A 22468-nucleotide genomic window follows, 5' to 3' on the forward strand; every position below is an offset into this window, starting at 1 on the left:
GCCTAGTGGCGGTCGGCGATTTCAACGACTGGCCTTGGGTTAAATCCGTACGGCGCGCATTGGCCGACCGTTGCCCAGTGCGTACGCAGCTGCGAACATTTCCGTCATGGCTGCCAATGTCGAGCCGGGACAACGGGGCGTTGCAGATTCAGGGTCACAGGTTGGATTTCGGCGTCAACGATGAAGGTATATGCATCATCCTGCATCTACTGGACCAGTTGCAGGGTTCAGCTGATGCTGGCGGCCAGCGCAGCGGCCTCCGGAAGAAGTTCAGCGGCAATTTCAAACGAGCGCAGTCGTGCCGTATGGTCGTAGATCTGGGCCGTCAAAATGAGCTCATCCGCCCGGGTCTCCGCGATGATCCGGACCAGCCCGCTTTGCACGGTGGCGGGGCTGCCCACGGTCGAATAAGCCAGCGACTCTTTAACCATCGCCCGCTCTGTGGGCGAGGAGCGCCGATCCATGTCGTCGACCGGCGGCGGCAGCGGTCCCGGTGAGCCCCGCCTCAAGTTGATGAACTGCTGCTGCAACGATGTGAATAGACGCTGCGCCTCCGCATCAGAATCGGCGGCAAAGACATTGACGCCTACCATGGCGTACGGCGCTTGCAGAAATTGCGACGGCTGAAACCGGGAGCGGTATATGCTCAGCGCGTTGAACAGCTCTCCCGGCGCAAAGTGGGACGCAAACGCAAATGGCAGCCCGAGCGCTGCGGCGAGTTGCGCGCTGTACGTGCTCGAACCCAAGAGCCAGACCGGCACCCTGAGTCCGGCGCCGGGAACGGCCCTCACCGCCTGACCAGGTTGCAACGGTCCGAGCAGCGCCATCAGTTCCATGACGTCGCGGGGGAAGCTTTCGGCGCCTGCCGCCAGATCCCGCCGCAAAGCACGCGCCGTTCGCTGGTCCGTCCCGGGAGCGCGGCCGAGACCAAGATCGATGCGGCCCTCGTAAAGGGACTCAAGCGTCCCGAACTGCTCGGCAATGATCAGCGGCGCATGGTTCGGCAGCATGATGCCGCCCGAGCCCACCCGGATCGTCTTAGTGCCCCCGGCAATGTAGCCGATCACCACCGCAGTCGCAGCGCTTGCGATGCCCGGCATATTGTGATGCTCGGCCAGCCAGAAGCGCCTGTAATTCCAACGCTCGGTATGCTGGGCGAGATCGAGCGAGTTGCGGAAGGCCTGGGCGGCGTCGCTGCCTTCGTTGATCGGCGCAAGGTCCAGTACAGAAAAGGGAATCACAATCGCCTCCAGCTATTCAGCGCCCCGTCACTCCGGTCAGGTTCGTATTCAGCCATCGTTCGGCACAAACCATTCTCCGCCGATCGCTTGGTGGCCAATGAAATTTCAACCCGGCGCCATTGAACGCGCCGGTGCTCCGCGCCGTGCGCTAAACCTCATCGGCGGTGTAGCTTCTCAGCGACCGAAAGCTTCCCAGAGCTCTGATCAGCCACGCGCTACGGCTCTTATTTGGGGGGACCGCTGCTTCCCCTGGTGCTGTAGGCACGGGTGTCATTGGTCGGCTCAGGGGCCGCGGGAACCGGGCTCGCGTCGGGTTGTGCATATGCGCTTCGCGGTGTGTCGGAGGCCTGGTGCTCCCATCGTCGTCCGCCACTGGTCCCTTCCATCGCCCAAAGCATCAGAACAACGCCAACGCAAGCCATCGCGATCACGAAGATGATCGCATAGGGTACATCTCTGTTCATGCGGTGCTCCATTGGTATGGCGCTGAAAACGGCCTTATCGACCATAGCTGTCCGACGGCAATGCGCATGACCGCATGAAACGCTGCGGGTGTAGGTGAAAATCGTCGGCGAGGCATATACCGTCCCATGCGATGCGCTTGGGCGCGTTGACGATCGTCAAGGCCGCCGCCGAATTCGCAGCCGATAATGAGACAACGAGGACTGAAACAGTAGAGCAAGCAAGGGCGAGCGGCGAATGGCCCGATCCCCAGCGGCTTGCCAATCAATGAGGATGGACCATGAGTTTGAATGGCCTCGACGTTTTCGACGAAACGATACACAAGACAAACAGCTGGCTGAAGGAGATTGCACAGCAGCTTGGCCTGGAGCGACGAGGTGCCTATCAAGTGCTGCGCGCCGTTCTTCACTGCCTCCGCGACCGCCTTACCGTGAACGAAGCTGCGGATCTCGGGGACCAGCTTCCGATGCTGGTTCGGGGCATCTACTATGAGGGGTGGCATCCTGCGGGAAAACCGGAGAAAATCCGTTCACTCGAGGACTTTCTCGACGCGATCACGTCCCGGCTACAGCCTCAGCAGCCCGTCGATACGGAAGACGCTGCACGAGCGGTGTTTCGAACCCTCGAGCATCAAGTTTCGGCGGGCGAGATTCGTCAAGTTATTGACACCCTGCCCAAGACGATCCGTGCGTTGTGGCCTCCGTTGAGTGAGGCTGCTGTGCGGTAAGCGGCCATCCAATGCTCGCATCACCTGACGGATGCTGATGGCAGGCGTCGATAAGTCGAGGCCCCTCGCGAGTGAGGACCTCACATCAACCATTTTGGCTTGCCAACGATTCGGCTCAGTTGTGCTCTTCCAGTTGAGCGGCGCTGCCATGGACCGGACAGTTTGCGTCGGGAGCCGCAAGCATGCCAGCGGGCTCCAACTCCTCCGCCTTGGTCTCATGGCAGATCACGTGGCACGTGCAACCAAGCTGGATTGCTTCCGTGGTTCCCGGTGATGGCACAGAGTAGTGCAATGTGTGCGGTACGCGCATAATAGCCTCCGCTTCTTCGATCATGCCGCAGCGGCGGTCTGCACCGGCTGACCGCTTCGATTGGTCCGCGCTATCGCGAGAAAGGCGCGAAGCTGTTGCACGACGGTCGGGCCGCTGAGCGATCAAACCGATTCCGTGGCGGCTACTTGCCGTTCGGCCGCCCGCTGGGCAAGCCGATCGTACTCCTCGGCAATCTTCAGCAGGCGTTCGCGCGAGTGTCTCATGCTGAATTGCTCCGCCTTGTCTCTCGTTCTCTCAGCGCGTTCTCGCCAATGTCGAGGGTCAAGCACATCTGTCATGCTCGGCATCTCCCTACTCCTTTTGTGGAGAATGGTCGTTTGGGGCACGTTACGGCTTAGCGAGCGGGTTTTACATGTCGCAACTACAAGCGGCAATTTGTTGAAACTACTTAACTGCCTTGTAAGCGAATCGTCACGGCGCGCGTGATTGCCGCCGCGTCCAGCAAGTACAGTAGATCGGTAACTGAAATCAGATCGCGATAGCTGCGCAGGTCACGGAATCTACAAGGACCGCAGTCCAGATCACGTCATGCTGCCCGGCATGAAGCATCGAATCGTGATGCCCGACGGCCCCTTGATCGGCCACACCATCGCCCTGCCGGCCCGGTTCGGCTCGGTGAGCACGGCATCATCGGGGACCACGATCCATTCGTTGTCGATGCGGACACGAAAATGACCGTCTTTCGATTCCCAATCCGGGTCGGCAATCGCAAGACCGTCAGTAACCGAACAACATGGACCTTTGCCGGACTTGAGACTATCGAACCATGGCTTGAGGGGAGATAGCGAATAGCGGCCGTCGTCACGGGCTTGAGCGGTGCCGACTAGCAGCGCGACGAGAATGACAAGGCTCAATCGGCGGAAGAAAGTTTCCATGATTGCGTGCCGAGAGCTGTTAAGGTCGCGAGCTGTGAAGGCTATGAGGATCGCGCCTGATCGCGCCTGGCGGCTCGTGCTTTGAGCGAAGTTATATGATCCACCGGCGCCGGCCTTGATAACAATCAACCTCGAAGATCATTTCCGCGGCTGTGAAAATGAACTTTCGCGAAGGTATTGGTTACCCACTGCTCCCTTTGGTCTCGCAGCTCGCACGCCATAGCGATTTGGCCGTTAGCAAGCGCGTGTGCAGTTCCGTCGCGACAATGGCGCTCGCGAATGCAGACCCCCATTCGCTTTAGGTGTCCACAAGAGCTGGTTGAGGAAGCCATGCTTGCCGAACCCGGAGCAACGCCGACCTATCTGCAATGACGAGCGTCAATGCAACGAGCGCGATTGTAGCGTAGGTGCTGCAATAGAGTGCAACAATCAGCACCGGGAGCCAAGCAACTGAGCTTCGCAAAGGCAGCCCGGTTGGCAATCGAGGAGACGATATGGTGACCACAATGCAACGCGCATCCGGGACCGAGCGCGGAACTCCACCCTCTCTGATCGCAAGTGACCGCGTGGAAGGAACTGCGGTCTACGACGCACAAGGAAAGCGTATCGGAAAGGTCGAGCACCTCGTGATCGACAAATCCGGAGGTCGCGTCATCTACGCCGTCCTAAGTTTTGGAGGCTTTCTTGGTATCGGCGCGAACCACTACCCGATTCCCTGGCAGATGCTGGATTTCGATGAGGAGCTCGGCGGATACCGCGTGGGCATCACCGAACAGCAACTCAAGAACGCTCCGAAAACCGACCAAGGGGAAAGCTGGGAGCAAGCGAACCGCGACCGCGACGAAGAGGTCTATGCCTATTGGGAGCAACCCACACCAGACCAGACTTCGTCTCTCATATCTAGCGACCGCGTCGAAGGAATGCCGGTCTTTGACCTACACGGCAAGCGCATCGGCAAAGTCGAGCGCCTGATGATCGACAAGCTCACCGGCCAGATTGCCTACGCGATCCTGAGTTTCGGCGGCTTCCTCGGCATCGGCGAGGATCATTATCCGATACCCTGGTCGATGCTGACCTACAACGAAAAGCCCGATGGCTTCCAAGTCGAGATCACCGAAGAGGAGCTCAAGAACGCCCCGAAAATCGAACCAGGCGAAAACTGGGAGCAAACAACTCGAACCCGCAATCAGGACGTCTACGACTATTGGGAAGTCAGGTACTATTGGATTGTCGATTCCGATAATCCGTGAGCATTATCGTTGGCTATGCCCGGCTTTTGCGCCGCGGATCCAATGAAGTGTGAGGCGCTGATCCCGCTTTTGGGCAGGCTGCATCAGATCGCCCGGCACCGGTTGACCGTCGTCATGGTGGAACGAAACGCAGCTGCCTAGATTACCCAATCCCGAAGCGTGGGGGGAACCAACAGGAGATTCTCCCATGAGGATTAATTGGCTTTACACGACAGCGGTGGCGTTGGTGATCGGCGCCGGCCCCGCCATTGCGCAATCGCCGGAAGGCTCGCAGAAGCGCGAAGAGAGCCCCCGCGCCCAGTCACCAGCATCTCAGTCCAGGGAAATGGACCGTCCAGCCGCCCCGTCGAAGGAGATGGATCGCGGCAGCGCGGCTGATCGCATCAAGGAGCGCGCGCAGTCCGAGTCGAAGGGCGGCGCTAAGGACATGCAGCGCGGCGAGGCCGCGTCACCGACCGAGCGCAGCAAGGAGGCGCAGAAGCCGCAGGACCGCGACTCCAAGGAGCCGACCCGGGAGAGCCAGGATCAGCCCAACCGTGGCGAGCGCGCACCCTCGAGCACGGCGCAGCAGAAGGACCTGCAGCAGGGCCGCGATGCCAAGCCGGCGACCGACCAGAAGCAACAGGCTGAGGAAAAGCTGCGGGGCCGCGAAGGTCAAGCCAAGCAGGACCGCGCGCAGGACGCCACCCGGCCGGCCGATACGAAGCAGCAGCAGACCCAGCAGCAGATCGATCGCGATCGCAAGGAGCCACGCGATCAGGCCGTCCAGCCGTCCAAGTCCTCGCCGCAGCAGAGCTCGCGGCCGGCAGACAACACACAGACCCAGAGGACCGGCGAGGCGCCGGATCAATCGAACCGCCAGACTTCCTCGGGTGCGGTCAACGACGATCAGCGCAGGCAAGTCGTCGATCAGCTGCGGCGCGACAGGACTGCCACCAGCCAGAATCTCAATGTCCAGCTCAACGTGGGCACGCGGTTGCCGCGGGGCGTGCAGGCGCGTCGATTGCCGCCCGATATCGTGCGGATCATGCCGCAATATCGTGACTACGAGTACACGGTGATCGATAATCGCGTTGCCATTATCGATCCGCGGCGGCGCGAGGTCGTTGATATTCTGGACGACGGACCGGGTTACAGCAGGGCGGCCGCTTACAGCCGCGACCGTGTTGTCATCGACGACGACACGCGTAGGCGGTTCAGGGAAATGGTACGCAGCTCCTCGACGACGGTCGGCTCGACCTCGCCTTCAGCCGGCGGAGGCGGAACCTCCGCGTCAAACTGTCTGTCGCTACAGCCGGTGCCGGAAGAGCTGGCGCGCAACCATCCAGAGCTCGCCAACTACCGCTATCTCGCTATCGGCGACCAAGTGGTGCTGGTTGACCCGCAGCAGCAGAAAGTCGTCCAAGTGATCGACTAAGGCTGACTGTTCTCCCTCTCTCCGTTCTTCACGGGGAGAGGGTTGGGGTGAGAGGCTGCAGGTTTCCTGCGTCATTTCGGCCCAGCACGCGCGCATTGCGAATGCCAGAAGAATTCAGCACAGAAGGAGGCCTGCATGAAATTCCGTCCGCTCCATGATCGCGTCGTGGTCAAACGCATCGAAGCCGAAGAGAAGACGAAGGGCGGCATCATCATCCCCGACACTGCCAAGGAAAAGCCCTCCCAGGGCGAAATCACCGCCGTAGGCCCGGGTGGCCGCGATGAAGCCGGCAAGCTGATTCCCGTCGACCTCAAGGTGGGCGACCGCGTGCTGTTCGGCAAGTGGTCCGGCAACGAGGTCGTGCTCGACGGCCAGGATCTTCTGATCATGAAGGAGAGCGACATCATGGGCGTCCTCACCGACGTTCCCGCCGCCAAGAAGGGCGCTGCTTAGGCGCTCAGCCCGCTCCCTCATCCTGAGCAGCCCGCTCCCTCATCCTGAGCAGCCACCTTCTCGAAGAATCATGCCGCAAGCTCAATTCGCATCCTTCGAGAACCCGACGAGCCGCGCGGCCTTTTGGGGTCTGGCTATTGAGATGAGACCACTATGCCAGCCAGGAATTTAGATTCGGCGTTGCTGCCCGCGGACGGGATGCTTCGCGCCTTCGACATTCTCGCCAACGAAAGCCCCCGAAACTCAGGACCGCGTAGTCGAGGCGGAGCGCGGCTCGCGGTATTCCGGCGGCCGTCCCCGGCAAGATGACGCGACAACATGCAAAGAAGGCGACAGCGCACTCCGATCCGCCACTTCCCGCTTAGCCGGCGACACTCTGGTTCTGAGGGCGCTCGTGAAGCGCTAATCGAACTCAAGCGAGATCCAAGGAAAAATACTGCCGGCAGCTTGACAACGATCAAGGCTCGATCCGCGCGCCGCGCGGAGATTGGTGTGACAACCGAACTGACGCGCGCACGCGTGCTGGCTGCAATGGTCGCCGACACAAATGTGCGTCACCGACGCAATGGTGTCGTCGTCTGTTCAATCCCCATCGCTGGGACGCGCTCGAAAGAAACGGCTCGGATCCATCACATCAAGGAGACCACCATGAATCGACTTCTCTATTCCGGCGCCTTGCTCCTCGCCGTTCTCGGCAGTACCGCCGCCACTGCTCAGAACACAAACGACGCCACTCAAAGCAACAACCCTCACGGGACCCTGAACCCGGCGCAGCAACAGATGGTCAGCAACAGCCTCTCCAGCGCGCCATCGCAATCCGCGCCATCGGGCGCGCAGCCGCAAGTCGGTGACAAGGTTCCGGAGTCGATGTCCGCGCAATCAATGCCGCATGACGTTGCTGACCAAGTCCCCGAGGCGAAAGAACTGCTCTTTGTCAAACTGCCAGACCGTATCCTGCTCATCGACCCCGACACCAAGCTGATATCCGAAATTGTCAACGAGCCGGCCACCACAGGGTCGACGGCCGGTAACCAGGGTCGGTAGGACCACGAGTGCCTCGGCAACGGCCTGGCCCAACTTTGAAGGCGAAGGAGTTCTGATGAACATGCCTCACCTCCCGCTGCTCCTAGTAACCACCTTGGCCGTCGCCACGCTTTCAATGCAGATCGACCGCGCAGCGGCTCAAGAGATCGGGCTGACGCCTTTGGAGGCGACGGAGGTCGCCAAAGGCTATAATGCCGAGGCACTCAAACTGCGGTCTGTCGTCGGTGACAAGCACGACAGGATAGGAAGAATCCGTGACTTCATCTTCGGCAAAGACGGCAATATCTATGTGGTCGTTGCGGTAGACGATTCGACAGGCCTGTTTGGCCATCTCGTGGCCATTCCACTCCGTCAATTCAAGCTCGACGATTCGGCCGAAGCCGTTCTGCCAGGCGCAAGCCGCACTGCGCTTGCAAAGCTGCCGGTTTATGGCGGGNGGGCCCTGACACCGCGGTGGTTGGTGCTCGGCGGATTGTGTTCGCTGATTTACGGGGCGCTCCCGATCGCTATGCCACTGATCGGTGTGGTCGTGCTCACGTGGTGGACGGGGCCGCCTATGCGCTCGCATTCGGTATCTCCTTGATCATTCTGTTGCTCCAGCTCCGCCACAGGGATCAGCATGTAGTCACGCTCAATACAGTGGGACTCCAGCATAGGTGACATTTTTATGACTTCCGCCACACGCAGGTCAGGTCGGCCGGATGGTCCGCCACAGGACCGTCTGGTCAGTAATGCCGAAAAGGCCAATGGCGAAGAATTACTGCAGGAAAGCTTGATCGAAACCTTCCCGGCAAGCGACTCACCATGCTGGACCGCCTTGACGCGGGTCGGCCCGCCTGACCGAAAAGGCCACCATGTGAAGCGCCAAAAGAAGCGGCTTGGTCTCCCTCATAAAAAAGAGGCGGCCAACCAAGGCTGCCCTAGCCAGACCTACCCAAGGCCCCATTGATTACTTGCTTTGCCTCCTGAAATGCTGGCGAAACGCTAGTGGCTCGAATGTTCAAAGCCACCCAATCAATCTCCGGCAGTGTCGGGTCTGTTCGATAGATCGCGGCGTACCAAAGGGCGGGGTTGTACGTGACCTGGATTTCGTAGCCGCGAAAGGTTTGTTGTTCGGTATGCATGTGAACTCTCCAAAGCACCCGCTCAGAACATGGGGGTCTGGGCGGTGCACCAAAAGGGCCAAGCAATAGAATTCAAGAAAGGCCAATCAACTAAACCGGGAATAAGAAAGGCAGTAGCCCGCAACGGGCTTTACTCCTCGTAGAAGATGAGGCGCTTGTTCGAATGTTGCTTGTCCAGGAGCAGCGTTAACGTTTACCGCCTACGATGCGCATAGACCCGTTCCAAGAAATGGAAATGCTAGGCGCATGGGCTTTCCTCCGAGACGCGAAATATACCACCAGCTTCGCATGCCTGCGGGCCGGCTGTACGCTGACAGTTATCATTGAAACGCCCGGGATAGGCCCCATTCTTGTTCAGTCCTCCGGTACAGCGCGAGTACTCTTCGTGAAAAATGAAGGCACATCGAGGCAGGATGTTCGTCGCATGGCGACAGCGATGGAAACGTCGCAATGGCCGCAGGTACGGCTATCCGGTACCGATCGATTGGAGACCTTTAGCGACGGCGTACTCTCAATAACGATCACGCTGCTCGTCGCCGAAATCGTCCGGCCCGAACATGCGCCCGGTCAACTCCTGAACAGGCTGGCCGAGCAATGGCCCAGCTACCTCGCTTTCCTCGCGTCATTCTTTTACACCGGAGTCATCTGGCTCAATCATCGCGCGGTGTTTGCCCGCGTGCGCTACTGCGACCGCGGCCTGCATCTTGCCAACCTATTTCTGCTGCTGACATCCGGTCTTATCCCGTTCCCGACCGCGATCCTTTCGTCCTCCATGCAAACCGGCAATGATTTTGATGCAAGGATTGCCGTCGTGCTCTATGCCGCCATCGCCGGCAGCATGTGCCTGGCGTGGCTCATCTTGTTTCACGTTTTGAGCATTCATCCATGGCTCGTCGAGCACCACATCGGCTCTGATTTTTTTCCCAAGGAGCGGTTGCGCGCCATCCTTGGCGTCGTCTGCTACACGGTGGCGGGCGTTGCGGGCCTGTCGATGCCGAAGCTCGCTTTGGTCATCTTCCTGGCGCTGCCGATCTTCTACGGAATCACCAGCGAAGGCCTCACGGAGACCCGGATCCGCTTGCAGTTTGGCAAGGCCCAGCGCGAGGCTGCGATCAAGCGCGACGCAAACCGCGCCGGATAGCTGCTATGGTGTTTGACTGCCTCTTCCTTCGCGGTGTGCGCCGCGCTATCCAGTCCTGCCACATCACCGGATCAGACCGGAGTCCATCGCCCCATGCCAAGCCGGCAAGCAGGAACGTGATCTCCTCCCGAGGCGTGCCTGGCCGACGTCAGACGGTTTCCAGTAAGATTCGCATTGCATCCTGATCATCCGCTTAGCCTGTCGGCTAGGCCAAGTGGCTACGTTGACGCCCGTCAAGGTACGCAAGCGTCGGTCGCAGCATTAAACCTCTCGGGCAAAGGCGCGGCGAAGGGAGCGCAAGATGTCGAAGACGGTTGCGGACGTCCTGGTTGGCGCGCTCGAACAGATCGGCGTGAAACACATCTTCGGCTTGATTGGCGACTCGCTCAATCCGCTTGCTGATGCCGTGCGCCGCAGCAAGGTCGAATGGATCGGCGTCAGGCACGAGGAAGGCGCGGCGCTGGCGGCTGCGGGACAAGCAAAGTTGACCGGACAGCTCGCGGTGTGCGCGGGCACGACGGGTCCGGGCAGCAACCATCTTGTCGCCGGCCTCTATGAGGCTTGCCGCGATCACGCACCAGTGCTGGCGCTCTCGGGCGATATGCCGCGCAAATTCCATGGCACCGACTACATCCAGACCACCGAGCCCGATCTCCTGTTCCGGGACGTGTCGCTTTACACAGAAACGATTGCGACCCCGGCGCAGGCGGGTGCAGTGATCCATCAGGCGATCGCTGCGGCCTATGCAGGGCCTGGAGTCGCGCATCTGACGCTCCCGCAGGATGTGCTGGCCACGACGGCCGAGGGTGGGGTTGCCAGCATCGCCACCCTCCAGCCGCGGCCGGAGTTTGCGGCAAACGAGCAGGACGTCGCCGAGATGGCGCGCCGAATCGATGCCGTCGACCGCATCGTGATCATGTGCGGCGCCGGCTGTCGCGGTGCGACCGAAGAGTTGCGGAAGCTCTCGGACCGTCTCAAGGCGCCGCTGGTCCATTCGCTGCGCGGCAAAGAGTTGATGGCCTATGACGATCCCCGCTGGATGGGCGGACTCGGCATCATCGGAACCAAGCCGGTCTACGAAGCCGTGCAGGATTGTGAGCTCTTGCTGATGGTCGGTACCGACTATCCTTATTCCAACTTCCTGCCCGACAAAGATAAGGTGATACAGGTCGACGTGCGACCGCACGTTCTGGGCAGGCGCGCGCCGACGACGCTTGGCGTCACCGGCTCTGCGCGGCCAACGCTGGCGCTGCTGCTCGGCAAGGTCGCCCCCAAAATTGATGGCCGGTTCTGGGACCGGGTTACGCGAGAACGACGCAAATGGGACGAGATGCTCGACAAGCAGGCTGACCTGCGCCGCAGCAAGGACAACCTTCATCCACAAGTGGTGGCGCGCGCAGTCAGCGATCTCGCCCACCCAGATGCGGTCTTCGCTCTGGACACCGGGCTGAATACGCTGTGGTCTGCCAACTGGATCCGTCAGACCGGCTCGCAGCGGATTCTCGGCTCCTTCAACAATGCTGCCGTCGGGACGGCCCTTGGGCACGCCAACGGCGTGCAGGCCCTGGAACGGTCGCGACAAGTGATTGCGCTGATAGGCGACGGCGGCTTCAACATGCTGATGGGCGAATTCCTCACGGCAGTCCAACATAAGCTGGCGGTCAAGATCGTCATCTACAACAATTCATCGCTCGGCCTAATCAGGCTCGAGGCCGAGAGCGTCGGTCTCGTGCCGTTCCGCCGGGCGATCGAATTTCCCAATCCGGATTTTGCCGCGCTGGCGCGGGCCTGCGGAGGGCACGGCTTCCTGGCAAGGACTCCGGCGGAACTGATGTCGGCACTGCCGGAGGCATTTGCAACCGAAGGACCGGCAATCGTGGACGCCGTCGTGCTCGCTGACGAGATGCCGAACGTGCCCCATGTTGATTTGGAGCAGGTCGGGCACTTTGCGCTGGCCAAAATCAAGGAGGCGGTTCTCGCCGTAACGGGCGGCTAATGCGATCGAACACTCTTTGCATTGGTCATCTGTTCGAGCGAGACCGCCTGGTTGACGATTGTCAGTGAGGCCGACTCTCGGCGTGGCTAGCGTCGAGCCAGCGAGGCTGCCGTCAGCGCGATCACGACTGCCTTACATGCGGTTGCGATCGACGCGACCGAACCATAGTTCGAGGTGGCCGTTCGACACTCATGTCTACGGAGAGGTCCATGACCGGCACCAAGAGTCCACCGACGATCGAGACATCCAACCCGCGAGATGGCAAGCTCGCCAGATGGGCGATCATTTCCGTGCTGATCGCACTGCTCGTCGCGGCCTGTGTGCTCGGCTATCTCGGCTGGACCAGTACGGATATCCAGGTGCCGGAGTCCGGCTACGTCGCCCTGGTGATGGGCGTGGTGTTCTCGCTGGTAGTCGGCGTCGGCTTGATGACGCTGGTGTTCTACAGCAGCCGCGGCGGCTATGACGAACCGGCGGCGCTGATCAAGCCGTTAGAGAGCGATGAGGACGACGAGGGCGTGAGACCGAACTGAGACCGCGCAGGCAGCCAGCCGCGGACGGCGCGTAGCAGAAATTGAGCCTTGTCAACGCATGCGGCTCATCCTTCGGCTAAATTGCATTATGCGACTCCTCACGTCGCTTGCCCTTTCCCGGGCCCCGACTTGGACCGCCGGCGAAAGCCGCGCGGTCCTTCTTTTACCGAGTGCCGTTGACGACCATCATGGTCCTCCCGGCGAAGACTTTTACTATTTGCTAAAGCGAAAGGATCACGCCATGCCGGCCCTGTCTGCGGCAACTGAGCGGGCTGAGTGCATCCAACTGGCTAATCTCAAGGACGCAGTCCAAGCTGACCTGCTGTCGATGGACCTGATCACCTCTTACGCGCTTGAACTCAAGCTATGACGAACGCGATGATCAAGGACGTCATGCTCCGGCTGGACGGGACATCTGCCGATGACGCGCGACTGGCCGCCGCCGCCCAGATCGCAGCAATGTTCGACGGCCATATCACCGGATTGTTTTTCAATATCGTTCGGGACGAACTTGAAGGCGGCGGCGCCGACCAAGCCGCGAAATCGAAAGAGGCCGCAAGGCAGGCCGGCGACACCACTGAAGCCATGCTGTTCCAGCGTCTCACACGCTTGCAGCATTCAGCAAACTTACGTCGCTTCGACGTACCCGGCGATCTTGATATGGCCGAGACCGCATTGCTGATGGCGCGCACCGCCGACACATTTGTAGCGCTCCGGCCGAACGATCGGTCGAATGAGCCGCATGACCTGATGGACAATTTGCTTTTCGGCACCGGACGCCATCTGTTTCTCGTTCCGGATGACTGGACGGGTTTGAAGCCCCTGGACAACGCGATCATCGCCTGGAACGGCAGCCGAGAGTCCGCGCGTGCCGTAGCGGAGGCCCTGCCCTTGTTGCAAGTTGCGAAAAAGGTTGGCGTGCTTGTAGTGGAAGGCGAGCGCCAAATCAGAGCGGATCCGCTGAAGGCCAACGACGCCGTACAACACCTCCGGCATCATGGCATCGATGCCGTCAAATATCGCGCGGTCGGCGAGGAAGACGATACGGCAGATATCCTGATCGAAGAATGCCGCAGCCTCGGTGCGAACCTGTTAGTGATGGGCAGTTACGGTCACTCAGGCTTGCACGAATTGCTACCAGGCAGCACGACCACCCGGATTCTGCGCATCGCGCCACTTCCCTTGCTCATCGCGCACTAGCTCCACCGCCGATCTTACGGCTCGACTCGCGATTGACGGCTGTCAAGGTTGGTTCGCGCGGCGCATCATAGGGTGTCCCGACAGGAAAACCGATTGGAAATAGCTGGACGGCAGAAAGCCTAACGTGCTTTCGGCTTAGCTCGGGAACCTATTCATGGCCGCGATCGATCCAAGGGCGCTGATGTGGACCAGGGCATGTGAACTGATCGATCGCGCCGAGCGATTGCACCGCCAGTTCTTCCGGCCGACAGCGGAGTCAATCGGCGACGCAATTTGGGAACCGCCAGTCGATATTGTCGAGACAGAGTCCGATATCCTGGTCACCGTTGCTCTTCCCGGCGTTGACGAGAATGCCGTGGAGGTTTCGGTTGGAGCCGACAGCGTTCTCGTGGTGGGATTGCGGCGTCCGAGCGCGATCCCGCGCGGGAGCCTCGTTCACCGGCTCGAAATTCCCTATGGAAGGTTTGAACGGCAGATAAGTTTCACCGGCAGGCGGCTTCAGCTTAGTGAGTCCGAACTGGCCTTTGGCTGCCTCTCGCTGAGGTTCAACAAACAACCGTAGATGGAAGGACGGCTCCATGCCTGATGCGACCGGCAATTCGAGCGCCGCGGCCACTCAAAGCCATCCCGTCATTCCGGATGATGCTACGATCATCCTTCCCATCCGAAACACGTTGCTGTTTCCGGGCGTTGTGTTGCCGTTAACGATCGCCCGACCGTCCTCAATCGCGGCGGTGCAGGAAGCCGTTCGAGGCGCACGCAAGATCGGCCTGTTGCTGCAGGACGATCCCAATATCGACCAGCCGGAGCCGGAGCAACTGCGGCGCGTCGGCACCATTGCCGAGATATTACGCTATGTCACCTCGGAGCTAACCCACTACGTCATCTGCCGCGGACTACGACGATTCCGTGTGGGAGAATTTCTCACGGGCTATCCATTTCTGGTAGCGCGGGTCAAGGAGATCGGCGTATCGGAGGTGATCACACCCGAGATTGAAGCGCGGATGCATCTGCTCAAAACGCGCGCGCGCGAGGCGATTCAGCTGCTACCGAACCTGCCGCAAGAGATCGGCCCTGCGATCGAAGGCCTGGAGTCACCGTCGGCGCTCGCCGACTTCCTCGCCGGCATCATCGACATACCGGTCGCCGAAAAGCAGGATCTGCTCGAGACCTTCGACGTCACTCAGCTTCTTGACAAGCTGCTCGGGCTGCTAGCGAAGCGAATCCAGGTGCTGCAACTTTCGAAGCAAATCGGTGAACAAACCGAACAAACCCTGTCATCGCAACAGCGGGAGCACATTCTTCGCGAACAGCTTCGTCACATCCAGAAGGAGTTGGGCGACGACGACCCGAAATCCGCGGAATTGAAAGAGCTGGGAGAAAAAATCGACAAGGCCGGCATGCCGAAGAACGCTGAGGAGCAGGCCCGGCGGGAACTGAAGCGCCTTGAACGGCTACCCGAGATAGCCGCCGAATATGGCATGGTGCGGAGCTATCTCGAATGGCTCGTGGAGTTGCCGTGGTCAAAGTGCGATCCCGAGCGCATTGATGTTGATGCAGCGCGACGGATCCTCGAAGAGGATCACTATGGCATCGAGAAAGTAAAACGTCGCATTCTGGAATATCTGGCGGTACGCAAGCTCAATCCGGAAGGCAAGAGTCCCATTCTTTGCTTCGTCGGCCCTCCCGGCGTCGGCAAGACGTCGCTCGGCCAGAGCATCGCGCGCGCAACCGATCGAAAGTTCGTGCGTCTCAGCCTCGGCGGCGTACACGACGAGAGTGAAATACGCGGACACCGCCGCACCTACGTGGGCGCATTGCCCGGCAACATCATCCAGTCGATCAACAAGGCCGGCACTCGCAACCCGGTCATGATGCTGGACGAGATGGACAAGTTGGGCGTTGGATTCCACGGCGATCCCGCCGCCGCACTGTTGGAAGTTCTCGATCCGGAACAAAACGCGGCGTTCCGCGACAACTACCTTGCCGTTCCCTTCGACCTTTCGAAAGTCCTATTCATCGGCACCGGCAATGTGCTGGACAACATTCCTCCCGCGGTCCGCGACCGGATGGAAGTCATCGAAATGCCAGGCTACATTGAGGACGAGAAGCTGGCGATCGCGAAACGCTATTTGATCAAACGCCAGTTGGCATCGGCCGGCCTCAGTGAGGGGCAATGCCAGATCGACGATGACGTCCTGCGGGCAGTCATCCGCGATTATACGCGCGAGGCCGGAGTGAGAAGCCTCGAGCGTCGGATCGGCGCGCTTTGTCGTCACGCCGCGATGCTGATCGCCGAGGGCAAATCGACGCGCGTCGTCATCGCGGTGGCGGATCTCCAGAGCATATTGGGACCGAAGCGGTACGAGCCGGAGACTGCCATGCGGACCAGCGTGCCCGGTGTGGCGACCGGGCTCGCTTGGACTCCTGCCGGAGGCGAAATACTGTTCGTCGAGGCGACCAGCATTCCCGGCCGCGGCAATCTGATCCTCACCGGTCAGCTTGGCGCGGTGATGAAGGAGAGCGCCCAGGCTGCACTGACGCTGGTGAAGTCGCGCGCCGTCGAATTCGGCATCGACGCAAAAAAGTTGCAGAAAGCCGACGTCCACGTTCACGTTCCGGCCGGCGCGATCCCGAAGGACGGTCCAAGCGCGGGCGTGGCAATGTTTATGGCGCTGACGTCGCTTCTGACGGGGCGCACAATCCGAAGCGACACGGCCATGACCGGCGAAATCTCGCTGCGCGGCCTGGTGCTTCCAATCGGCGGCGTGAAAGAGAAAGTGCTGGCGGCGATCCAAGCCGGCATCGCCACGGTCATGCTGCCGGCGCGCAACCGCAAGGACATCGAGGACGTGCCCGAAAAAGCGCGCAAACAGATTCGATTCGTCTGGCTTGAACAGGTCGACGAAGCTGTCGAAGCCGCCTTTGATCCTCCGCAAACCGACCAGCAGAATCTGCCCGGGATGACGCACGCGACCACGACGGAACGGCGGGCGGCGCGGTCCCGCTAACAGACCGGTCTGGCGGCCTGTGGCCGGGCATTTGCCTCGCAAATTTGCCTCGCAAAATTGACCGACGTCATCGTAGCGCCCGGCAATCTCGTCCATGCAGGTGAAAACCCCGCGAGATTGCCAATGCTTGATCAGACCCGCCATGCCTCGCTTCCTCGGCATCACACAATGCACGTCCCCCGCACGATGTTCGCCGCAGCCATCGACCGCTTCGGCGGACCGGAGGCGATCACCGGTCATGCTTTACCGGTGCCGCCGCTGGACGCGGATGAGGTCATGATCGCCGTCGACACCGCCGGCGTCGGCTCGTGGGATGCCGACGTTCGCGAAGGATACTATGCGCCCCGCAATCCGCATTTTCCGTTGGTGCTCGGCTACGACGGTTCCGGCATTGTCGCCGCCGTCGGATCGAGGGTGCGGCGGCTGAAGGTCGGCGACGAGGTCTATTCCTACAATTGGGAGAACCCGAAAGGCGGCTTCTATGCCGAATACGTCGCCGTGCCCGCCGACAAAGTCGCGCCGATCCCCAAGCGGCTTGACTTGCGGCACGCCGGCGCAATCCCGATCACAGGCTTGACTGCGCTGCAAGGCATTGACGACGCCCTGAAGCTGAAGAAGGGGGAGACCATTATCATTCACGCTGCGTCAGGCGGCGTCGGAACGCTTGCGGTGCAGTTCGCAAGACTCCGGGGTGCCCGAGTGCTTGCGACGGCATCCGGCCTCGAAGGCGTGGAACTGGTGCAGGAGCTGGGCGCCCATATGACTATCGACGGCAAGCGAGCCGACATCGACGACCAGGCGCGACGCTTCGCTCCCGATGGGGTCGACGCCATACTGGCACTCGCCGGTGGCGACGCGCTGGAAAAATGCATGAATGTGCTTCGGCCCGGCGGCCGGCTGGCGCACCCGAATGGTATTGAGCCGGCGCCGAAAAAGCGGCGCGGCCTGGAATTGATCCGTTACGACGGCATTTCCGGCGTTCGCGAGTTCGAACGTCTCAACGCGGCGGTGCAGGCTGCAAAACTGAAGGTCGTCATTGCCGAATGCTATTCCCTCGCCCATGCCTATAAGGCGCACGAGCGACTTGCCGAGGGACACGTGGTTGGCAAGATCGTCCTCTCGATACACGCCTCCTGACGCCAAGATGGTCTCTCTCGCTAACCGGCCCCTGTATCCGTCACCCACCGGCTTGCTATCCGTCAATGCAAGTGGCCGGACGGGGAGAGATATTGTGCGTTCACAAGCGGAGTGACGAACATGGATACGGTACAAATCATTCTAGGTCTGCTGATCCTGCTGTTGGTCGGTGGCGTCGCCTATTACGCCTCGCAGCATAGATCGCACGACCTGCGGCCGGCTCCCGCAACGCGGCGACAAGCCGAGTCGGGACGGCAATCCGATATTCATCGGGATTTTCAGCGCGTCTTTTCCATGACGAGCGCGCACGGGAAGGAGGGTCTGATCAAGCGCTGGATGGATCGGACCGGTTGCGACCGCACGGAAGCCATGCGGCTGGCAACGGAAGAGTGGCGACGGGATAACCGCTGAACGCCAGGTCTGTCTCCAAGTCAGATTGGCAGGAAGTCAGATTGGCAGGCCGCCCTGCGAATACGAGGACTGCGACCGGCTTCGGCATCTCCGACGAGCAGGTCATGCGGCGGCCGTGTGCCGCGTTGGCTTGGATGAGTGCATCGGCCATGGCGGATCGCGGCGACCGGCTTGCTCCTCGAATAACCATTTTGCCAAGGCAACTGCGTTTGGGAGCGCGCGAACCTTGTAGGTGGCTACATTAAGGCCTGTGATAGTGTCTTCGGCAGTCGCGGCGGCTTCATCGACGGCATCTGAAATTTCGCTGCCAGCGGCAGGGTGCGATCTCTTTCCTAGTGCGCCATCAGCAGCGGGATCGGCGATTCATGCATCAAACTGTAGGTCACGCCGCCGAGCAGCCGCTCGAACAGGCGCTTATGGCTATATCCGCCCATGACAATAAGGTTCGCCTTCCGGCGCTCGGCCTCCGCCATCAATTGCGGGCCGACTTCGCTAGAGCGGCACGTAATGCGATGCAGACTGGCCTCGATTCCATGGTGCCGAAGATGATTGACGGCATCGATCCCCATCACGGCGTCCTCCTCGGTTGGCTTTTCGTCTGTCGCAACAATGATCCACACTTTTTCGGCCTTGTGTAGAAACGGCATCGCTTCGGCAAGCGCACGAGCGGCTTCCCGGCTCCCGTTCCAGGCGACCACAATACGGTCGAAAGCGATCTTCGGCCGCTCCGTCTCAGGAACGAGATAGACGTTCCTGCCGGAGCCGAACAGCACGCCTTCGACGAGTTGCTCCGGATCCATCGCGCCATTGGGACGAAGCGCCACGAAGGTGTCGGAGGAGCGCGCCTCTCGCGCGGCAATTCTGGCAACGTCGTCCGACAGCACGTCGAACCGCCGGATCTCGACCGCCCCATCCAGCATACGCAGCCGCTTGGCTAGCGCATCCTCCATCGCGTCGCCAGTTTCACGCGCATGCTCGACAATCGCGGTGGTAGCCTCGCCCTCGATCGGCCCCGGCAATGGCAGAACGTTGAGGTATAACCCGATGACCGCACGGGTCTCGAGCTGGCGGGCTATATCGGCGACCGCTGCCAAGCGGATTTCGTCGGAGGCGCCGCCGTCCAGCCACACCATTACATCCCTGATCATTGCTCTCTCCTTCCTCACGACAGCCGTCGCGATGTTTGGCTACTCTGCCGTTCTCGTAGCTCGAGGAGCAGGCTGCATGCCGATACAATCGCCACAAACTTGCAGAACAGAACCGCCAAGGCCGACCAGCCGAACGCGGTGGGGCCGGATGGTTTCGCAGGAGCGACGCACAGTGTCCCGAGCAGCATAGACACTTCCTTCGCTACTAGCATCGTAAGAAGTATGAACTCAGTAACCGCGTCAAGCATTGACCATCGTCAATGAACAGGGCCTCTCACGAGCGCCTCATGTCAATCGGCGCAGGCGTGTGGGGCACGGTGGCTAGCAATCCCACAGCCTGTAATGCACAAACATATAGAGCTAGCTTTTTTTGCTCGCCGAATGATGCGGACGAATTGAAGGCGACCAGGAGGCCAGGAAGTAGCGGTGTTAGTTTTCGCTAGGCTGCGATCAAACCAAGTTTGCCGCCTTGCGGCTTCGTTCCACCACGCTCTTCCAATGCAGCTCTGTCCATAATCTTGACCTTCCGCGTGCCCACCAGGGCAATAATGCCGCGCTGCTGCAGATCTGTGATGGCTCGACAGACCGTCTCGACCGAGACGGACAGGTATTCGGCAATGTCATACCGGGTGATCGGAAGTTCCACCTGTCCCTTTTGGTCGGACGCCCGCTTTTCCAGAGTCAGTAAAAACCAGCCGACTTTCTCAACGGCCGTGACACCCCCGAGCACCATCAGCTGATCCCTCGTTCGCCTAAGCGACTGGGACATAATCGCTCGCAATTCTCGCGCTAGCTCTCGGTCACGGTCGGCAAGCAGATCGACACGTTCAGCAGGATAGCTCGCAAGAACCGTGGGCCCAACGATCGCCTCGACCGTTTCCCCGCCTTGATCGTCAGAAACGAAGAAGAAGTCACACGGCAACATGAGTTCGAGAATTTGCCGCCGTCCGTCGGGCCGGATCGTGCTGCGACGAACTGCTCCCGCGATGAGGTAGCACCAGTGCCCGGCAGTTTCCGGACGGTACGGGATCTCCTGATCCCGATTGCATCGCAAAATCGTGGCAGACCCATCAAGTCGCCTCAACGCATGGGGCTGAACCGACAGCATTCGACGATAGTGATCTACAGTGTAGATTGTAACTTTCATAGGCGCCTCCTTCCTGCAAAGTTCTTAACCCGGCCGCTCCTTGTGTCCTCAGCAATGTTCACCGAGCGAGACTAACTATCGGTCCGCCTTAACAACCCGGAAATTGAGGAAATCTGCGTTAAGTAATAATACCTAACGCTGTCAGGCCCGAAGGACCGAGCAAAGCCCCGCGGGAAGACAAGGATGATCGAGCACATCGCATCCCTGCGCCAGCCGGCACCATCGAATAAGCGCCGCTCAATTGACAATACTCAGCGCCGCAGTGGCCGCGCCGAGCTATTCCCTCCACGTCGCAATCGGGAGAAAACGATGATCAACGTCAGCGATTTAAAAGAACCTATCTCCGACAGCTCGCAAGTGCTCGACGAAGCTGATCGCCATGGGATCGTTCGCGGTGATCGAAATTTCAAGCCGAACCGATCGGCAGCTTGGTCAGCCGACGCGCAATTGAGGCAGTAAGGAGACAACGACAATGAAATCCGACAGCGAAATCGAACGTGATGTCCGCGACGAGTTGAAATGGGATCCAGATCTCGACGCCTCCGACATCGCCGTTTCAGTCAAGGATGGCGTGGTGACCCTTGCGGGCTTCACCCATAGCTATGCCGACAGGCTCGAAGCGGAGTCGGCAGCAAAGCGCGTGGCCGGCGTCAAGGCTGTGGCGAATGACATCGAGGTTCGGCTGCCTTCGATCGATCAGCGCCCAGATCCGGATATAGCGCGAGATGCGGTCGCGGCGCTGAAGCAGGAGTTACCGATCTCCCATAAGAAGATCAAGGCCGTCGTCAAGGACGGGTGGATCACATTGGAAGGGGCTGTCGAGTGGCAATATCAAAAGACGGCCGCTGAACACGCAGTGCGAAAGATCAAGGGCGTCAAGGGCGTGACCAACGTCATCACGGTCAAGCCAAATCTTGAGCCAACGGAAATCAAGCGCAAGATCATGGACGCCTTCAAGCGGAATGCGGAGGTCGATGCGGACCATATTTCCGTCGAAGCGAATGGCGGCGAGGTGGTCCTGAAAGGCACCGTTCGCTCCTGGATCGAACGCGAGGAAGCGGAGCGCGTTGCCTGGTCGGCACCCGGCGTCACCAGGGTCGACGATCGCATCGTGGTCAGCCCCTACTAAGCAATCGCCCGCGCGCTGACCGCGGGTCTCATGTCGCACGCAAATCACAAAGCGACCCAAAAACAGGAGAGTCCCCATGAGGTTGAGATCACTGGTCCCGTTTCGCGAACCCGGCGCGCTGATGCAGCCCGATTTCGGTTTGTTCGGCCTGCATCGAGAGATCGACAGGTTGTTCAACGAAGTCGCCCAAGGCATTGGCCCAAACGGCGCGCAGCTTGTCCCCAAGATCGATGTCTCGGAGAACGATAACGCGATTGAGGTCAGCGCTGAAATGCCCGGCCTCGAGCGCAAGGATGTCGAGATATCGATCGACGACGACATGCTCACCATTCGCGGCGAGAAGAAAATCGAGGACGACAAGACGGACAAGAACGTCCAGCACAGCGAGCGCAGCTACGGCGTGTTCTTGCGCGTCCTGCAGCTTCCGCCGGGAATCGACCCGTCGAGCGTGCAGGCGACAATGTCAAACGGAGTCCTCAAAATCTCGATTCCCAAGCCGGCAAAACCCGAACCGAAGAAAATCGAGGTCAAGGAAGGTAAGGAAGAAACCAAACAAGCCGCTTGAAGTCCCCAGGCGGCTTGCGGGACGCGCCTGCCGTTTCCCTCCCAACGGCCCAGGCGCGCCCCGCCTTGATGCGGAACTGGGCGCAACAAGCCGAATGTGCCGATGTGCTGTATAGCCGTGCCACGA

Annotated in this window: 21 protein-coding genes and 2 pseudogenes; 19 read left to right on the top strand and 4 right to left on the bottom strand. The window is 60.3% G+C overall.

Annotated elements, in window-relative coordinates:
* Positions 1 to 227: 227 nt before the first annotated feature.
* Positions 228 to 1241 (bottom strand): LLM class flavin-dependent oxidoreductase, encoded by a 1014-nt coding sequence (locus tag AOQ71_RS22770; RefSeq protein ID WP_057751292.1) that lies wholly within the window; start codon positions 1239 to 1241, stop codon positions 228 to 230.
* 742 nt (positions 1242 to 1983) lie between these two features.
* On the opposite strand from AOQ71_RS22770, the gene AOQ71_RS22780 reads away from it, so the two are divergent.
* On the top strand, positions 1984 to 2430 hold the full coding sequence (locus AOQ71_RS22780) for a DUF2267 domain-containing protein (RefSeq protein ID WP_057751298.1): 447 nt from the start codon (positions 1984 to 1986) through the stop codon (positions 2428 to 2430).
* Positions 2431 to 3282: 852 nt separating this feature from the next.
* On the opposite strand, the gene AOQ71_RS22795 is transcribed toward AOQ71_RS22780, so the two are convergent.
* A complete protein-coding gene (locus tag AOQ71_RS22795; protein WP_057751432.1) occupies positions 3283 to 3636 on the bottom strand; it encodes a hypothetical protein in 354 nt (117 codons plus the stop codon).
* 494 nt (positions 3637 to 4130) lie between these two features.
* On the opposite strand from AOQ71_RS22795, the pseudogene AOQ71_RS50355 reads away from it, so the two are divergent.
* The 15 genes and pseudogenes from AOQ71_RS50355 to AOQ71_RS22865 all read left to right on the top strand — a co-directional run.
* Positions 4131 to 4502: pseudogene (locus AOQ71_RS50355) on the top strand (PRC-barrel domain-containing protein); the annotation flags it as partial.
* A 48-nt stretch (positions 4503 to 4550) separates the two neighbouring features.
* Positions 4551 to 4886: pseudogene (locus AOQ71_RS50360) on the top strand (PRC-barrel domain-containing protein); the annotation flags it as partial.
* 187 nt (positions 4887 to 5073) lie between these two features.
* Positions 5074 to 6303, top strand: coding sequence for a DUF1236 domain-containing protein (locus AOQ71_RS22805; RefSeq protein ID WP_063958290.1), 1230 nt, complete (start codon positions 5074 to 5076; stop codon positions 6301 to 6303).
* A 135-nt stretch (positions 6304 to 6438) separates the two neighbouring features.
* On the top strand, positions 6439 to 6756 hold the full coding sequence (locus AOQ71_RS22810; RefSeq protein ID WP_057751310.1) for a co-chaperone GroES: 318 nt from the start codon (positions 6439 to 6441) through the stop codon (positions 6754 to 6756).
* Between the two features lie 492 nt (positions 6757 to 7248).
* A complete protein-coding gene (locus tag AOQ71_RS22815) occupies positions 7249 to 7800 on the top strand; it encodes a hypothetical protein (RefSeq protein WP_157083622.1) in 552 nt (183 codons plus the stop codon).
* Between the two features lie 55 nt (positions 7801 to 7855).
* A partial coding sequence (locus tag AOQ71_RS22820) for a PRC-barrel domain-containing protein (RefSeq protein ID WP_205668252.1) occupies positions 7856 to 8236 on the top strand: 381 nt, incomplete at its 3' end.
* Positions 8237 to 9348: 1112 nt separating this feature from the next.
* Complete coding sequence (locus AOQ71_RS22825; protein ID WP_205668253.1) at positions 9349 to 10065, top strand: TMEM175 family protein; 717 nt, start codon at positions 9349 to 9351, stop codon at positions 10063 to 10065.
* Between the two features lie 301 nt (positions 10066 to 10366).
* Positions 10367 to 12061, top strand: a complete 1695-nt coding sequence (locus AOQ71_RS22830) for a thiamine pyrophosphate-dependent enzyme (RefSeq protein WP_057751319.1) — start codon at positions 10367 to 10369, stop codon at positions 12059 to 12061.
* Positions 12062 to 12270: 209 nt separating this feature from the next.
* Positions 12271 to 12594 (top strand): hypothetical protein, encoded by a 324-nt coding sequence (locus AOQ71_RS22835; RefSeq protein WP_057751322.1) that lies wholly within the window; start codon positions 12271 to 12273, stop codon positions 12592 to 12594.
* 241 nt (positions 12595 to 12835) lie between these two features.
* Complete coding sequence (locus tag AOQ71_RS49780) at positions 12836 to 12964, top strand: hypothetical protein (protein ID WP_283809609.1); 129 nt, start codon at positions 12836 to 12838, stop codon at positions 12962 to 12964.
* A gap of 8 nt (positions 12965 to 12972) precedes the next feature.
* Positions 12973 to 13794, top strand: a complete 822-nt coding sequence (locus AOQ71_RS22845) for a universal stress protein (RefSeq protein WP_063958298.1) — start codon at positions 12973 to 12975, stop codon at positions 13792 to 13794.
* Positions 13795 to 13948: 154 nt separating this feature from the next.
* Complete coding sequence (locus tag AOQ71_RS22850) at positions 13949 to 14356, top strand: Hsp20/alpha crystallin family protein (protein ID WP_057751333.1); 408 nt, start codon at positions 13949 to 13951, stop codon at positions 14354 to 14356.
* A gap of 16 nt (positions 14357 to 14372) precedes the next feature.
* Positions 14373 to 16805: an endopeptidase La gene (lon, locus tag AOQ71_RS22855; RefSeq protein WP_057751336.1), complete on the top strand. Its 2433-nt coding sequence runs from the start codon at positions 14373 to 14375 to the stop codon at positions 16803 to 16805.
* A gap of 123 nt (positions 16806 to 16928) precedes the next feature.
* Positions 16929 to 17942, top strand: a complete 1014-nt coding sequence (locus AOQ71_RS22860) for an NADP-dependent oxidoreductase (protein WP_205668254.1) — start codon at positions 16929 to 16931, stop codon at positions 17940 to 17942.
* Positions 17943 to 18053: 111 nt separating this feature from the next.
* On the top strand, positions 18054 to 18353 hold the full coding sequence (locus AOQ71_RS22865; protein WP_162268396.1) for a hypothetical protein: 300 nt from the start codon (positions 18054 to 18056) through the stop codon (positions 18351 to 18353).
* 332 nt (positions 18354 to 18685) lie between these two features.
* Here AOQ71_RS22865 and AOQ71_RS22870 read toward each other — a convergent pair whose 3' ends face one another.
* Both AOQ71_RS22870 and AOQ71_RS22880 read right to left on the bottom strand, forming a co-directional pair.
* Complete coding sequence (locus tag AOQ71_RS22870; protein ID WP_063958291.1) at positions 18686 to 19501, bottom strand: universal stress protein; 816 nt, start codon at positions 19499 to 19501, stop codon at positions 18686 to 18688.
* A gap of 439 nt (positions 19502 to 19940) precedes the next feature.
* Positions 19941 to 20648: a helix-turn-helix domain-containing protein gene (locus AOQ71_RS22880; protein ID WP_083514416.1), complete on the bottom strand. Its 708-nt coding sequence runs from the start codon at positions 20646 to 20648 to the stop codon at positions 19941 to 19943.
* 183 nt (positions 20649 to 20831) lie between these two features.
* On the opposite strand from AOQ71_RS22880, the gene AOQ71_RS45280 reads away from it, so the two are divergent.
* The 3 genes from AOQ71_RS45280 (at position 20832) to AOQ71_RS22890 (ending at position 22342) form a co-directional block, all read left to right on the top strand.
* A complete protein-coding gene (locus AOQ71_RS45280; RefSeq protein WP_157083624.1) occupies positions 20832 to 21107 on the top strand; it encodes a hypothetical protein in 276 nt (91 codons plus the stop codon).
* A 13-nt stretch (positions 21108 to 21120) separates the two neighbouring features.
* Positions 21121 to 21777: a BON domain-containing protein gene (locus AOQ71_RS22885; protein WP_057751346.1), complete on the top strand. Its 657-nt coding sequence runs from the start codon at positions 21121 to 21123 to the stop codon at positions 21775 to 21777.
* Between the two features lie 121 nt (positions 21778 to 21898).
* On the top strand, positions 21899 to 22342 hold the full coding sequence (locus AOQ71_RS22890) for an Hsp20/alpha crystallin family protein (protein ID WP_057751348.1): 444 nt from the start codon (positions 21899 to 21901) through the stop codon (positions 22340 to 22342).
* The last annotated feature ends 126 nt before the right edge of the window (positions 22343 to 22468 follow it).

It is taken from the genome of Bradyrhizobium manausense, assembly GCF_001440035.1.
GTDB classification, from domain to species: Bacteria; Pseudomonadota; Alphaproteobacteria; order Rhizobiales; family Xanthobacteraceae; genus Bradyrhizobium; species Bradyrhizobium manausense.

Coding starts and splice junctions, on each gene's coding strand:
- AOQ71_RS22890 (WP_057751348.1), top strand. CDS start 21,899: ATGCAGCCCGATTTCGGTTTGTTCGGCCTGCATCGAGAGATCGACAGG.
- AOQ71_RS22810 (WP_057751310.1), top strand. CDS start 6,439: ATGAAATTCCGTCCGCTCCATGATCGCGTCGTGGTCAAACGCATCGAA.
- AOQ71_RS22795 (WP_057751432.1), bottom strand. CDS start 3,636: ATGGAAACTTTCTTCCGCCGATTGAGCCTTGTCATTCTCGTCGCGCTG.
- AOQ71_RS45280 (WP_157083624.1), top strand. CDS start 20,832: ATGATCGAGCACATCGCATCCCTGCGCCAGCCGGCACCATCGAATAAG.
- AOQ71_RS22870 (WP_063958291.1), bottom strand. CDS start 19,501: ATGATCAGGGATGTAATGGTGTGGCTGGACGGCGGCGCCTCCGACGAA.
- AOQ71_RS22885 (WP_057751346.1), top strand. CDS start 21,121: ATGAAATCCGACAGCGAAATCGAACGTGATGTCCGCGACGAGTTGAAA.
- AOQ71_RS49780 (WP_283809609.1), top strand. CDS start 12,836: ATGCCGGCCCTGTCTGCGGCAACTGAGCGGGCTGAGTGCATCCAACTG.
- AOQ71_RS22825 (WP_205668253.1), top strand. CDS start 9,349: ATGGCGACAGCGATGGAAACGTCGCAATGGCCGCAGGTACGGCTATCC.
- AOQ71_RS22845 (WP_063958298.1), top strand. CDS start 12,973: ATGATCAAGGACGTCATGCTCCGGCTGGACGGGACATCTGCCGATGAC.
- AOQ71_RS22830 (WP_057751319.1), top strand. CDS start 10,367: ATGTCGAAGACGGTTGCGGACGTCCTGGTTGGCGCGCTCGAACAGATC.
- AOQ71_RS22880 (WP_083514416.1), bottom strand. CDS start 20,648: ATGAAAGTTACAATCTACACTGTAGATCACTATCGTCGAATGCTGTCG.
- AOQ71_RS22860 (WP_205668254.1), top strand. CDS start 16,929: ATGCTTGATCAGACCCGCCATGCCTCGCTTCCTCGGCATCACACAATG.
- AOQ71_RS22850 (WP_057751333.1), top strand. CDS start 13,949: ATGGCCGCGATCGATCCAAGGGCGCTGATGTGGACCAGGGCATGTGAA.
- AOQ71_RS22780 (WP_057751298.1), top strand. CDS start 1,984: ATGAGTTTGAATGGCCTCGACGTTTTCGACGAAACGATACACAAGACA.
- AOQ71_RS22835 (WP_057751322.1), top strand. CDS start 12,271: ATGACCGGCACCAAGAGTCCACCGACGATCGAGACATCCAACCCGCGA.
- lon (WP_057751336.1), top strand. CDS start 14,373: ATGCCTGATGCGACCGGCAATTCGAGCGCCGCGGCCACTCAAAGCCAT.
- AOQ71_RS22805 (WP_063958290.1), top strand. CDS start 5,074: ATGAGGATTAATTGGCTTTACACGACAGCGGTGGCGTTGGTGATCGGC.